Consider the following 12889-nt stretch of genomic DNA (forward strand, 5'->3'; position numbering starts at 1 on the left):
CGCTCCTACAGAGTTATGCGGTCAGGGGATTTGCACGCCTTCGGTTAGAAGCATATCGACAAGGCGAATCAACGGCAGGCCGACAAGGCTGGTAGCGTCGGGGCCCTCGGTGCTCTGAAACAGGCTTACCCCCAAGCCTTCGGCCTTGAAACTGCCAGCACAGTCGTAGGGTTGTTCGGCGCGCAGGTAGCGTTCGATGCGTTCACTGTCGAGTGTGCGCATGTGCACCGTGAAGGGTACGCAGTCCACCTGGCAATGGCCGGTCTGGCTATTCAGCAGGGCGAGCCCGGTCAGGAACGTCACGCTGGCGCCGCTTGCAGCCAGCAGTTGCTCGCGGGCCTTTTCGAAAGTGTGGGGCTTGCCGACGATTCGCTCGCCAAGCACCGCGACCTGGTCTGAGCCGATAATCAGATGAGCGGTATGGCTGGCGGCCAGTGCGCGTGCTTTCTCTTCGGCGAGGCGTTTGACCAGCTCGACGGCGGATTCACCGAGGCGATGGCTTTCATCGATGTCCGGCGAGCTGCAGCTGAATGGCAGCTGCAAGCGGGCCAGCAAATCCCGGCGATAAACCGAGCTTGAAGCGAGTAATAAAGGCAGCATGCGCAACTCCAAATGGCAGGCGTGAATTCTATCGGGGCTTCCAAGTGACGGACAGGGCTGAATTTCCTTTGACATGGGCGGGTGCATCCCTATAATGCTGCGCCTATGTTGAATGACCCGATTCCACCTCACGTTGACCCGCGCAAATTGGCTGATCGTGGCACCACCCTCCAAGGTGAAATGCTGCTGGCCGATTTGGAGAGACTCTGCGACCCGCTTTCCGACAATGTCGGTACGGTGCAGGCTAAATTCGTTTTTGAACGAGATGAACGTAAATCTGTGGTCATCCACAGCTTTATCGACACTGAAGTCAAAATGGTTTGCCAGCGTTGTCTTGAGCTGGTCACCCTGCCGATCCATAGCGAATGCAGTTACGCTGTGGTGAAGGAGGGTGCGAATACCCAGTCGTTGCCGAAAGGTTATGACGTGCTGGAACTGGGCGAAGATCCATTGGATCTGCAGTCACTGATCGAGGAGGAGCTTCTGCTCGCCTTGCCCATTGTGCCTGCTCATCATCCGGAAGAATGCCAGCAGCCGGCGGGAGCAGATGAGCCCGAACCGAGCGAGGACGAGGTAACGCGGTCCAACCCGTTCAGTGTATTGGCGCAGTTAAAGCGTGACCCAAACGTTTAGGAGTTAATCAATTATGGCTGTTCAGCAGAACAAAAAATCCCGCTCTGCCCGTGACATGCGCCGTTCGCACGACGCTCTCGAGGCTAGCACCCTGTCTGTAGAAAAAACCACCGGTGAAGTTCACCTGCGTCACCACGTATCGCCAGAAGGCGTATACCGTGGCCGTAAAGTGATCGACAAGGGCGCTGACGAGTAATCACTTGTCCGCTCAAGTCATCGCGATTGACGCAATGGGCGGGGACTTCGGTCCCCGCAGCATTGTCCAGGCCAGTCTTGCTTGCCTGTCTGCTACGCCCTCGCTGTACCTGACCCTCGTCGGTCAACCCTCCCTCCTTGAAGAATTGATCGCTGGCCAATCGGTTGTGGATCGCGCGCGCCTGTCGATTACTCCGGCGTCCGAAGTCATCACCATGGACGAAAAACCTGCCCAGGCCCTGCGCGGCAAGCCCGACTCGTCGATGCGCGTGGCGCTTGAGTTGCTGCGCGATGGCAAGGTCCAGGCTTGTGTCAGTGCCGGTAATACCGGGGCGCTGATGGCGCTGTCGCGCTTTGTGCTCAAGACCTTGCCGGGCATTGATCGGCCGGCCATGGTAGCGGCGATCCCGACGCAGAAAGGTTATTGCCAGTTGCTCGACCTGGGCGCCAATGTCGATTGCAGCGCCGAGCATCTGTTGCAGTTTGCAGTGATGGGCTCGGTTGCGGCCGAGACCCTGGGTATCGTGCGTCCGCGCGTCGCATTGCTAAACATCGGCACCGAGGACATCAAGGGCAATCAGCAGGTCAAGCTGGCTGCAACCTTGCTGCAAAGTGCCCGTGGCATCAACTACATCGGTTTTGTCGAGGGCGACGGGTTGTACCGTGGCGAAGCGGATGTGGTGGTCTGCGACGGTTTTGTCGGCAACATCCTGCTCAAGTCCAGCGAGGGGTTGGCCACCATGATTGCCGGGCGCATCGAGGCGTTGTTCAAGAAAAACCTGCCGTCACGCATGGTGGGAGCCTTGGCCCTGCCCCTGATGAAGCGTTTGCAAGCTGACCTGGCGCCGGCGCGACATAACGGCGCGAGCTTTCTTGGTTTGCAGGGCATCGTGGTCAAGAGCCACGGTTCTGCGGGGGTGCAGGGGTTTCAGAGTGCAATTTCCCGTGCCTTGATCGAGATCCAGGAAAACCTGCCGGAGCGCATCCACGGTCGTCTGGAGGATTTGTTGCTTTAGGCGTTTTCGTCGGACAATGCTTAAATGTGACCGCTTGGTTCAAATGGCCATCCAACTCTCAGTTTCTTGCGTCCCCCTGAGCGGGACGTCAATTCTCCGACGACAAGATCATTAGGGGCTTGTTACATGTCTGCTTCCCTCGCATTCGTCTTTCCGGGACAGGGTTCGCAGTCCCTCGGCATGCTGGCCGAGTTGGGCGCGCAACACCCGGTCGTCCTCGACACGTTCAAAGAAGCTTCCGATGCCCTGGGTTACGACCTGTGGGCGCTGACCCAGCAAGGGCCGGAAGAACAACTCAACCAGACCGATAAGACCCAGCCGGCCATTTTGACCGCTTCGATCGCCCTGTGGCGTCTGTGGTTGGCTGAAGGCGGCGCGCGCCCGGCGTATGTGGCTGGTCACAGCCTGGGCGAATACAGCGCCTTGGTGGCTGCTGGCAGCCTGAGTCTGGCTGACGCGGTGAAGCTCGTCGAGCGTCGTGGCCAACTGATGCAGGAAGCCGTTCCTGCAGGGCAGGGCGGCATGGCGGCCATCCTCGGCCTGGAAGACGCTGACGTACTGGCTGCCTGTGCCGAAGCGGCACAAGGCGAAGTGGTCAGCGCGGTCAACTTCAACTCCCCAGGACAAGTGGTGATTGCCGGTGCCAAGGCAGCGGTCGAGCGTGCCATTGAAGGCTGCAAGGCACGTGGCGCCAAGCGCGCCATGCCTTTGCCGGTCAGCGTGCCGTCGCATTGTGAACTGATGCGTCCGGCGGCCGAGCGTTTCGCCGAATCGATCGCCGCGATCGATTGGCAGGCTCCGCAGATCCCGGTGGTACAGAATGTCAGCGCCCAGGTGCCGGCGGATCTGGAAACCCTCAAGCGTGATCTGCTCGAGCAATTGTACAAGCCAGTACGCTGGGTAGAATCCGTACAGACCCTGGCCGCCAAGGGCGCGACCAATCTAGTGGAATGCGGCCCGGGCAAAGTACTGGCCGGTCTGAACAAGCGCTGCGCCGAAGGCGTATCGACTTCCAATCTCAATACCCCAGACGCTTTCGCTGCCGCCCGTGCAGCGCTGGCCTGAATCAGGAGAAGCTTGCATGAGTCTGCAAGGTAAAGTTGCACTGGTCACCGGCGCGAGCCGCGGCATCGGCCAGGCTATCGCCCTGGAATTGGGTCGTCAGGGCGCCATCGTTGTGGGCACCGCGACCTCCGCTTCTGGTGCCGAGCGCATTGCCGCCACTTTGAAGGAAAACGGCATTCAGGGCACTGGCCTTGAGCTCAATGTCACCAGCGACGAGTCCGTGGCGGCTGTCCTGGCGACCATTCAGGCGCAGTTCGGTGCCCCGGCGATCCTGGTCAATAATGCCGGCATCACCCGCGATAACCTGATGATGCGCATGAAAGACGACGAGTGGCATGACGTGGTCGATACCAACCTGAACAGTCTGTTCCGCCTGTCCAAGGGCGTTTTGCGCGGTATGACCAAGGCCCGTTGGGGACGAATTATCAGTATTGGCTCGGTTGTGGGTGCCATGGGCAACGCAGGCCAAGTAAACTACGCTGCCGCCAAGGCCGGCCTGGAAGGTTTCAGCCGCTCTCTGGCGCGTGAAGTCGGTTCGCGTTCGATTACGGTAAACTCGGTAACCCCTGGGTTCATCGATACCGATATGACCCGCGAACTGCCCGAGGCACAGCGTGAAGCCTTGCAGACGCAGATTCCGCTGGGTCGTCTGGGGCAAGCTCAAGAGATCGCGTCCGTGGTCGCTTTTCTTGCGTCGGACGGTGCGGCTTACGTTACTGGGGCTACAATCCCGGTGAACGGCGGGATGTACATGAGTTAAATGTGACGGATCGTTTCAAAAAAATGTCATACGAGCTGTCTAAAATCCGTTATAAAGCTGCAATCTATTTATAGGCAGTGGGTCACCGGGTTTGAGGAGTGAAGCTTTCAGTTGAAAAGCTGAAAAGTCTTTCTATACACTTACCCACTGGCCAGCTGCCTGAATTTGTCCATTAGGAGTGAAAACAAGGTATGAGCACCATCGAAGAGCGCGTCAAGAAAATCGTTGCCGAGCAACTGGGCGTTAAAGAAGAAGAAGTGGTCAACACTGCTTCCTTCGTTGAAGACCTGGGTGCTGACTCCCTTGACACCGTTGAGCTGGTGATGGCTCTGGAAGAGGAATTCGAGACCGAAATCCCTGACGAAGAAGCTGAGAAGATCACTACCGTACAAGCTGCAATCGACTACGTAACTAGCCACCAGGCGTAATAGTTTGTAATCGTTGCTCGCTGTCATGGAAAAACCGCACTGCCATCATGGCGTGCGGTTTTTTCTTTAGGCCTGATGCAAAGTCGTCATTTGAAAAAAAGGAGAGTGCTGTGTCGCGTAGACGCGTCGTAGTCACCGGTATGGGTATGTTGTCGCCACTGGGCACGGATGTGCCGAGCAGCTGGCAGGGCATTCTGGCTGGCCGCAGTGGCATTGGTCTGATCGAACACACCGACCTTTCTGCCTATTCCACCCGTTTTGGCGGCTCGGTAAAGGACTTCAAAGTCGAGGATTACCTGTCGGTCAAGGAAGCTCGCAAGCTCGACCTGTTCATTCAGTACGGTCTGGCCGCAGGTTTTCAAGCAGTGCGCAATGCCGGTCTGGAAGTGACCGACGCCAATCGCGAGCGCATCGGCGTGGCCATGGGTTCGGGTATCGGTGGACTGACCAACATCGAAGAAACCAGTCGTACCTTGCATGAGACCGGCCCGCGACGGATTTCCCCGTTCTTCGTGCCTGGCTCGATCATCAATATGATTTCCGGCTTCCTGTCCATCCACCTGGGCGCACAGGGGCCTAACTATGCCATCGCCACGGCGTGTACCACCGGTACGCACTGCATCGGCATGGCTGCTCGCAACATCATGTACGACGAAGCCGACGTGATGATCGCCGGCGGTGCCGAGATGGCAGCCTGCGGACTGGGCATGGGTGGTTTCGGCGCTTCACGCGCGCTATCGACCCGCAACGACGAGCCGACCCGCGCCAGCCGCCCATGGGACAAGGGCCGTGATGGCTTCGTATTGTCCAATGGCGCCGGTGCGCTGGTGCTGGAAGAGCTGGAACACGCCAAGGCCCGTGGCGCTACCATCTATGCCGAACTGATCGGTTTCGGTACCAGTGGCGATGCCTACCACATGACTTCGCCGCCAGCCGATGGCGCGGGGGCTGCACGTTGCATCACCAATGCGCTGCGTGATGCCAGGATCAATGGCGATCAAGTGCAGTACATCAACGCCCACGGCACCTCGACGCCGGCTGGCGACCTCGCTGAAGTCAATGCGATCAAGTCGGTGTTTGGCGAGCACGCCTACAAGTTGGCCGTCAGCTCGACCAAGTCGATGACCGGTCACTTGCTGGGTGCGGCGGGCGCGGTCGAGGCCATCTTCAGCGTGCTGGCGATCAACAGCCAGGTGGCGCCACCGACCATCAACCTCGATGAGCCGGACGAAGGCTGCGACCTCGACTTCGTGCCGCACACCGCGCGCAACATGGATATCGATGTGGTCGTGTCCAACTCCTTCGGTTTTGGCGGCACCAACGGCTCGCTGGTGTTTCGCCGGTTTGCAGGCTGATGGACAGCTGGGTCGACGGTCAGCCGGCTGACGCATTGTCGCTGAAGGATCGCGGCCTGGCCTACGGCGACGGTCTGTTCGAGACCATCGCCGTGCATGATGGCTTTCCGGTCCTGCTGGATCGTCATCTGGTGCGGCTGGCCAAGGGGTGCCGGCGGTTGGCAATCAATCTGGATCATGCTGCCGTGGTTTCGGAGGTGTTGACCTATGCCGAGCAACTGAACGACGGCGTACTCAAACTGATCATTACCCGCGGCGACAGCCTGCGCGGTTATGCTTTCGATCCTTCGGCCCAGGCCCGTCGTATCCTGACGGGTAACCCTCCTGCGGTTTACCCGCAGGCTCATGCGGAGCAAGGCATTCGCCTGTTCCCGTGTACCACGCGACTTTCCTTTCAACCCCTTCTTGCAGGTCTCAAGCACTTGAACCGTCTTGAGCAGGTGATGGCGCGTGCCGAATGGCAGGACACCGAACATGCTGAAGGCTTGATGCTCGATCAAGCCGGTCGCGTGATCGAGGGCGTGTTCAGTAACGTGTTCCTGGTGCATGACGGCGTGTTGATCACCGCAGATTTGAGCAGCTGCGGCGTAGAAGGTGTGATGCGTGCCGAATTATTGTCTCAGGCGGAATCTTTAGGTATCCCCCTGCAAATCACCGATATCACGCTTGAGCAGCTGCAAGGCGCTGACGAAGTTTTTGTCTGCAACAGCGTGTATGGCGTTTGGCCGGTGCGCGCCTATGCCGCACTGAGCTGGCCGGTTGGGCCGCTCACCCGTAAACTCCAAACCATTGCCCGCGCGCTACTGGATGCTTGATACGTGAGACGTAAATTCTTGCTGCTGCTGGAAACCGGACTGGTTCTGGCGGGGCTGATGTTAGGTGCTTCTGCCTGGAAAATTCATTCGGCGCTGGTACAGCCGCTGAATATCAAACAGGAAGAATTGCTGGAGGTGCCCAAGGGCACTACCCCGAACCGCACTTTCCTGCGAATGGAAGCCGACGGCGTCATCAAGGACGCGTTCTGGCTGCGCGTCTACTGGCGCTTCAATTTGCCCAAGCAGCCGTTGCACAGCGGCGAGTACCGCATGACGCCCGGCATGACCGTCGAAGGTCTGATCGATCTTTGGAAGCGCGGGGAAATGGTGCAATACAGCCTGACCCTGGTCGAAGGCTGGAATTTCCATCAGGTCCGTGCGGCCCTGGCCAAGGAAGAAAAGCTCGAGCAAACCTTGAAAGGCCTGAGCGACAGCCAGGTCATGGACAAGCTCGGCCATAGCGGGATTTTTCCCGAGGGGCGATTCTTTCCCGACACTTACCGCTTCGTGCGTGGCATGACCGACGCCGAATTGCTCAAAACCGCTTACCAGCGCCTCGACGACGTGCTGGCCAAGGAGTGGAGTCAGCGTGCCGCCGACCTGCCTTACTCCGGTCCCTATCAAGCCCTGATCATGGCCTCGCTGGTGGAGAAGGAAACCGGCGTGCCACAGGAGCGCGGGCAAATTGCCGGCGTGTTCGTGCGTCGGATGGAGATCGGCATGCTGTTGCAAACGGACCCAACGGTGATCTATGGCCTGGGTGACCGTTACAACGGCAAGCTGACTCGCGCCCATCTCAAGGAAGCGACCCCCTACAACACCTATATGATTTCCGGCTTGCCGCCGACACCGATTGCCATGGTCGGCCGCGAAGCCATCCACGCGGCACTCAATCCGGTGGAAGGCACCAGCCTCTACTTTGTCGCTCGCGGCGACGGCAGCCATGTGTTCTCCGATGATCTGGACGCGCACAATAATGCCGTGCGAGAGTTCCAGCTCAAGCGTCGCGCCGATTATCGCTCCAGTCCGGCACCGGTGGGCTCGCCCGAAACGCCGGATTCCGAGGCGTCGCCAACCGATGCACCGCCAATGGAGGTGCCGCAAACCGAAACGACGCAGCCCGAGGCTTCCGAAGCCCAGCCCCCTGTCCCGGCGGCTTCGCCCGACTCAGCGCCAGACTCAGCGCCAGACTCAGCGTCAGACTCAGCGCCCGAGGCTGCACCTGCGGTGCCCGCGCAAGATCCCGTGCCTGAACCTGCTGCAACGCCGGAACCGCAATCCGAACCGAACACAACACCACCGCAAAGCCCGCAATGAATCTGACTAAGGACTGCCTGTGACTGGCTTGTTTATTACGCTGGAAGGCCCGGAAGGCGCCGGCAAGAGCACCAATCGCGAATACCTGGCCGAACGCCTGCGCGCTGCCGGTATCGAGGTGCTGCTGACCCGCGAACCGGGCGGCACGCCGCTGGCCGAACGCATTCGCGAAGTGCTGTTGGCGCCGGTCGATGAGGTCATGAACCCGGACACTGAACTGTTGCTGGTGTTCGCGGCGCGCGCCCAGCACTTGGCCGAAGTCATACGCCCGGCGCTGGCCCGCGGTGCCGTAGTGTTATGTGATCGCTTCACCGATTCGACCTACGCCTACCAGGGCGGTGGCCGCGGCTTGTCGCTGGAACGTATTGCGACGCTGGAAACCTTTGTCCAAGGCGATCTGCGCCCTGACCTGACGTTGATTTTCGACCTGCCGGTGGAAGTGGGGCTGGCGCGCGCCAGTGCCCGTGGACGTCTGGATCGCTTTGAGCTGGAGGGCCGGGCCTTTTTCGATGCCGTGCGCAGTGCCTTCCTCAAGCGCGCAGCAGCGGAGCCTGCGCGGTACGTGCTGATCGACGCCGCACAACCGTTGGCACAGGTCCAGCAATCCCTGGATGCCCTGCTGCCACGCCTGTTGGAGCTGAGCCGTGGCTGAAGCCTATCCATGGCAAGACAGCCTCTGGCAGCAACTGGCGGGTCGTGCGCAACACGCCCATGCTTATTTGCTGCATGGCCCGGCCGGAATCGGCAAGCGGGCCCTGGCCGAACGCTTGATGGCCAGTTTGCTGTGCCAGCGTCCGACCCCGCAGGGCGCTTGTGGCGAATGCAAGTCGTGCCTGTTGCTCAAGGCCGGCAGTCATCCCGACAACTACATCCTGGAGCCGGAAGAAGCCGACAAGGCAATCAAGGTCGACCAGGTGCGCGACCTGGTCAGTTTCGTGGTGCAGACCGCGCAACTGGGTGGGCGTAAAGTAGTGTTGATCGAACCGGTCGAGTCGATGAACATCAACGCCGCCAACGCCTTGCTCAAAAGCCTGGAAGAACCGTCTGGCGACACGGTATTACTATTGGTCAGCCACCAGCCCAGTCGGCTGTTGCCGACCATCAAGAGTCGCTGTGTGCAGCAAGCCTGTCCGCTGCCGGGCGAGGCCATGAGTCTGGACTGGCTGGCCACGGCCTTGCCGGACTGTTCGCCGCAAGAGCGCATCGAGTTGCTGACGCTGGCAGCCGGTTCGCCTCTGGCCGCCGTGAACCTGAGCGCCCAGGGCGTGCGCGAGCAGCGCGCGCAAGTGGTCGATGGGGTGAAGAAGTTGCTCAAGCAGCAACAATCGCCGACACAGTTGGCCGAAGGCTGGAATGCGATTCCGTTGTTGCTGCTGTTCGACTGGTTCTGTGATTGGTCGAGCCTGATCCTGCGCTATCAGCTGACCCAGGATGAAGAAGGGTTGGGGCTGACGGACATGCGCAAGGTGATCCAGTACCTGGCGCAAAAAACCGCTCAGGACAAAGTCCTGAATATCCAGGACTGGATTCTCGCCCAGCGCCAGAAGGTATTGAGTAAAGCCAACCTCAACCGGGTGTTGTTGCTGGAGGCGCTGCTGGTGCAATGGGCGACGCTGCCTGCCCAGAGGTGACCGCCTGCGCCTGGAGTCTGCGCATCAGCCGTCATTGAAGGCGATAATACTGCATGCAGTCGAATCGAAACCTACCTGGCCGGACCACTGAAATCCGACCGTCCCACTCATACGATGTAAGTTGCAGCCCTTTATGCTCGTAGATTCCCATTGTCACCTTGATCGCCTCGACCTTGCCGCCCATGACGGCTCGTTGGATGCCGCCCTGGATGCGGCCCGCCAGCGTGGGGTAGGGCACTTCCTGTGTATCGGCGTCAGCGCTGACAACGCGGCCGATGTCAAAGCCCTGGCCGAGCGCTATGACGATGTCGATTGTTCAGTCGGCGTGCATCCGCTGGATGTGCAGCCGGGGGCGGCGCCTGCCTTGGACTGGCTGTTGCACGAGCTCAACCATCCGCGCGTGGTGGCGATCGGTGAAACAGGTCTGGATTATCACTACGAGCCGGAAGCGGCGGAGTTGCAGCAGCAATCTTTCCGATTGCACCTGCAAGCAGCGCAACAGACCGGCAAGCCGGTGATCATCCACACTCGAGGCGCACGCGCCGATACCTTGAACCTGCTGCATGAGGCGGCGCTGCCCCAGGCAGGCGTGCTGCACTGCTTCACCGAGGACTGGGACATGGCGAAAGCCGCCCTGGACATGGGTTACTACATTTCCCTGTCCGGGATTGTCACATTCCGCAACGCCGACGCGTTGCGCGATGTGGCAAGCAAGGTGCCGGCCGATCGTTTGCTGGTGGAAACCGACTCACCGTACCTGGCGCCGATCCCTTACCGTGGCAAGCCGAACCTGCCGCAGTACGTGCGCGAAGTAGCGGAATTTCTGGCAATGTTGCGGGGTGAGCCCTACGAGCGATTTGCCGAGCAGACCACTGAGAACTTCAAGCGGTTGTTTCCGTTGGCGCATGTAAAAGGCTAAATCGCAGGCAAAAAAAACCCGGGTTCTGGGGGGTGAATCCGGGTTAAGACCATTAGGAGTAAAACAATGGCACGCGGTCCGTTGGTACCAATATCGGCGTGACACTTGGGGGAGATGCCCCGCCGACAGTTCAAGTATTGATCAGTATTTCGCACCGTCCAGTTTGTAGGCCGTGGTTTTTAAACATATTTGGAATACGGGCGCTTCAGAAGAGTTCTCATCAACAGACGATGTTGCGAGAAATCATCAAGAAACACAGATATGGTCGGATGATCCGTGCATTTTTGCGCAATTTAGGCATAATACGCGGCTTCGAATTTTGACCCCTACAGACCTTTTCTTATGCATAAAGAACCTCGTAAGGTCCGTGAGTTTCGTCGCCGCGAGCAAGAAATTCTCGATACCGCGCTCAAGCTGTTCCTCGACCAGGGTGAAGACAGTGTCACCGTCGAGATGATTGCTGATGCTGTCGGTATCGGCAAAGGCACGATCTACAAGCACTTCAAGTCCAAGGCCGAAATCTATCTGCGCCTGATGCTCGACTATGAGCGCGATTTGAACGAGCTGTTGCATTCGGCCGATGTCGACAAGGACAAGGAGGCCCTGTCCCGCGCCTATTTTGAATTCCGCATGCGCGACCCGCAGCGGTACCGGTTGTTTGACCGCCTGGAAGAAAAGGTCGTCAAGGGCAACCAGGTGCCGGAGATGGTCGAGGAGCTGCACAAGATCCGCGCCTCGAACTTCGAACGCTTGACCTTGCTTATCAAGGGCCGGATCAGCGAAGGCAAGCTTGAAGACGTGCCACCTTATTTCCATTACTGCGCGTCCTGGGCGCTGGTGCACGGAGCCGTGGCGCTCTACCACTCGCCGTTCTGGAGCAATGTGCTGGAAGACCAGGAAGGCTTCTTCCAGTTCCTGATGGACATCGGCGTGCGCATGGGCAACAAGCGCAAGCGGGACAGCGATACCCCGAGCAGCTGAGCCATTCAGCCACCTTATTGCTCGTTATTTCGCTACATGGCGCAGCAGCGCAGGAATATACTCAGGCAGAGGGCTTGCTAAAACTTGATTTGTGAGTCAAGTTTTAGCAAGCCCGAATATTCTTGCGCCGGAGTGATCATGATCGTTGACCGACAAGGCAGGCGTTTTCGCAATTTGCGAGTCAGCCTGACCTCAGCCTGCAATTACGCTTGTACCTACTGCGTGCCCAACGGCAAGCGGCTGGTGGCTGCGCAGGATGAATTGTCGGCCGAAGCCATGGCGCGTGGCGTCGCGTACCTGATCGAAGCGGCGGGTATCGAGCGCTTGCGCATCACCGGTGGCGAACCGCTGGTCAGTCCGAAACTCGAAGCCTTCATGGCGGCCGTCGGCCAGATGGGGCTGCAGGACATCAGCCTGACCACCAACGGCCAGCTACTGGCGAAGAAGCTGCCGATCCTGGTGGATGCCGGCATTCGACGCATCAACGTTTCCCTCGATACCCTCGACGCTTCTGCGTTTCGCGGCATTGCCCGTGGCGGTGATCTGGCGACGGTGCTTGATGGCATGGACCAGGCCCGTGCAGCGGGCATGAAGGTCAAGGTCAACATGGTGCCGCTGCGCGGCCAGAACCTCGATCAGGTGATGCCGCTGCTCGATTACTGCCTGGAACGCGGTTATGAACTGCGCTTCATCGAGTTGATGCGCATGGGCCACCTGGCCAGCGACTCCAATGCCTTCCTGCAGCAGTTTGTCAGCCTGCAACAGCTGCTGGGCCTGATCGGCGAGCGCTATGAATATCTCCAGGCCGATGCGCCTGTCGATGCCACCGCTGTGCGTTATGAAATTCCGGGGCTGGGGCATTTCGGCGTGATCGCCAATGAAAGCGTGCCGTTCTGCCGCACCTGCTCGCGGTTGCGCCTGTCGTCCACGGGCTGGCTGCATGGCTGTTTGTCGTCAAGCAATCGCCACTATGTTGGCGATCTGCTGGACAAGCCGCGTCATCAGGCGCTTCCGGCGTTACAGCGGTTGTTGGTCAAGGCGTTGGGCGACAAGCAGGAAGTGGCGTTTTCCGGTGGTGCTACCGTCATGAAGATTATCGGCGGCTGAGTCGGTCTCTTCGCGAGCAGGCTCGCTCCCACAGGTATGGCGCCAACCCTTGTGGGAGCGAGCCTGC

General features: G+C 59.4%; 15 protein-coding genes and 1 pseudogene. 15 read left to right on the top strand and 1 reads right to left on the bottom strand.

What is annotated here, in order from left to right; translation table 11 throughout:
• Nucleotides 1-21 precede the first annotated feature (21 nt).
• Entirely contained in the window at nucleotides 22-600 is a 579-nt protein-coding gene (locus PG5_RS25385) for a nucleoside triphosphate pyrophosphatase (protein WP_020799933.1), read from the bottom strand.
• A 105-nt stretch (nucleotides 601-705) separates the two neighbouring features.
• On the opposite strand from PG5_RS25385, the gene PG5_RS25390 reads away from it, so the two are divergent.
• From PG5_RS25390 to PG5_RS25455, 15 genes and pseudogenes are all read left to right on the top strand, one after another.
• Nucleotides 706-1233, top strand: a complete 528-nt coding sequence (locus PG5_RS25390) for a YceD family protein (protein ID WP_007942001.1) — start codon at nucleotides 706-708, stop codon at nucleotides 1231-1233.
• Between the two features lie 13 nt (nucleotides 1234-1246).
• Nucleotides 1247-1429: a 50S ribosomal protein L32 gene (gene rpmF / locus PG5_RS25395; RefSeq protein WP_003179396.1), complete on the top strand. Its 183-nt coding sequence runs from the start codon at nucleotides 1247-1249 to the stop codon at nucleotides 1427-1429.
• A gap of 4 nt (nucleotides 1430-1433) precedes the next feature.
• Nucleotides 1434-2444, top strand: a complete 1011-nt coding sequence (gene plsX, locus PG5_RS25400; RefSeq protein WP_020799934.1) for a phosphate acyltransferase PlsX — start codon at nucleotides 1434-1436, stop codon at nucleotides 2442-2444.
• A gap of 126 nt (nucleotides 2445-2570) precedes the next feature.
• The gene (gene fabD / locus PG5_RS25405) at nucleotides 2571-3509 is read left to right on the top strand and encodes an ACP S-malonyltransferase (protein ID WP_033043587.1); all 939 of its coding nucleotides are present in this window, start codon (nucleotides 2571-2573) and stop codon (nucleotides 3507-3509) included.
• 16 nt (nucleotides 3510-3525) lie between these two features.
• Nucleotides 3526-4269: a 3-oxoacyl-ACP reductase FabG gene (gene fabG, locus PG5_RS25410; protein ID WP_020799936.1), complete on the top strand. Its 744-nt coding sequence runs from the start codon at nucleotides 3526-3528 to the stop codon at nucleotides 4267-4269.
• A 191-nt stretch (nucleotides 4270-4460) separates the two neighbouring features.
• Nucleotides 4461-4697, top strand: coding sequence for an acyl carrier protein (acpP, locus tag PG5_RS25415; protein WP_003175607.1), 237 nt, complete (start codon nucleotides 4461-4463; stop codon nucleotides 4695-4697).
• A 110-nt stretch (nucleotides 4698-4807) separates the two neighbouring features.
• Entirely contained in the window at nucleotides 4808-6052 is a 1245-nt protein-coding gene (gene fabF / locus PG5_RS25420; protein ID WP_033043585.1) for a beta-ketoacyl-ACP synthase II, read from the top strand.
• Nucleotides 6052-6867, top strand: a complete 816-nt coding sequence (gene pabC, locus PG5_RS25425; protein ID WP_020799938.1) for an aminodeoxychorismate lyase — start codon at nucleotides 6052-6054, stop codon at nucleotides 6865-6867. Before fabF ends, pabC begins: the two co-directional genes overlap by 1 nt.
• A gap of 3 nt (nucleotides 6868-6870) precedes the next feature.
• Nucleotides 6871-8184 carry an endolytic transglycosylase MltG gene (gene mltG / locus PG5_RS25430; RefSeq protein ID WP_042955735.1) on the top strand — a complete coding sequence of 438 codons (1314 nt, stop codon included), beginning with the start codon at nucleotides 6871-6873 and terminating at the stop codon, nucleotides 8182-8184.
• Nucleotides 8185-8203: 19 nt separating this feature from the next.
• Nucleotides 8204-8836, top strand: coding sequence for a dTMP kinase (tmk, locus tag PG5_RS25435; protein ID WP_020799940.1), 633 nt, complete (start codon nucleotides 8204-8206; stop codon nucleotides 8834-8836).
• Nucleotides 8829-9815: a DNA polymerase III subunit delta' gene (locus PG5_RS25440; protein WP_020799941.1), complete on the top strand. Its 987-nt coding sequence runs from the start codon at nucleotides 8829-8831 to the stop codon at nucleotides 9813-9815. The genes tmk and PG5_RS25440 overlap by 8 nt, the downstream gene beginning before the upstream one ends.
• Nucleotides 9816-9851: 36 nt before the next feature.
• A pseudogene (locus tag PG5_RS34305) lies at nucleotides 9852-9935 on the top strand (pilus assembly protein PilZ); the annotation flags it as partial.
• Between the two features lie 13 nt (nucleotides 9936-9948).
• Entirely contained in the window at nucleotides 9949-10734 is a 786-nt protein-coding gene (locus tag PG5_RS25445) for a TatD family hydrolase (protein ID WP_020799942.1), read from the top strand.
• Between the two features lie 342 nt (nucleotides 10735-11076).
• Nucleotides 11077-11715 carry a TetR/AcrR family transcriptional regulator gene (locus PG5_RS25450; protein WP_007945721.1) on the top strand — a complete coding sequence of 213 codons (639 nt, stop codon included), beginning with the start codon at nucleotides 11077-11079 and terminating at the stop codon, nucleotides 11713-11715.
• Between the two features lie 138 nt (nucleotides 11716-11853).
• Nucleotides 11854-12822, top strand: a complete 969-nt coding sequence (locus tag PG5_RS25455) for a GTP 3',8-cyclase MoaA (protein WP_020799943.1) — start codon at nucleotides 11854-11856, stop codon at nucleotides 12820-12822.
• Nucleotides 12823-12889: the final 67 nt, after the last annotated feature.

The organism is Pseudomonas sp. G5(2012) (assembly GCF_000408945.1).
In the GTDB taxonomy this organism is placed as follows: Bacteria; Pseudomonadota; Gammaproteobacteria; order Pseudomonadales; family Pseudomonadaceae; genus Aquipseudomonas; species Aquipseudomonas umsongensis.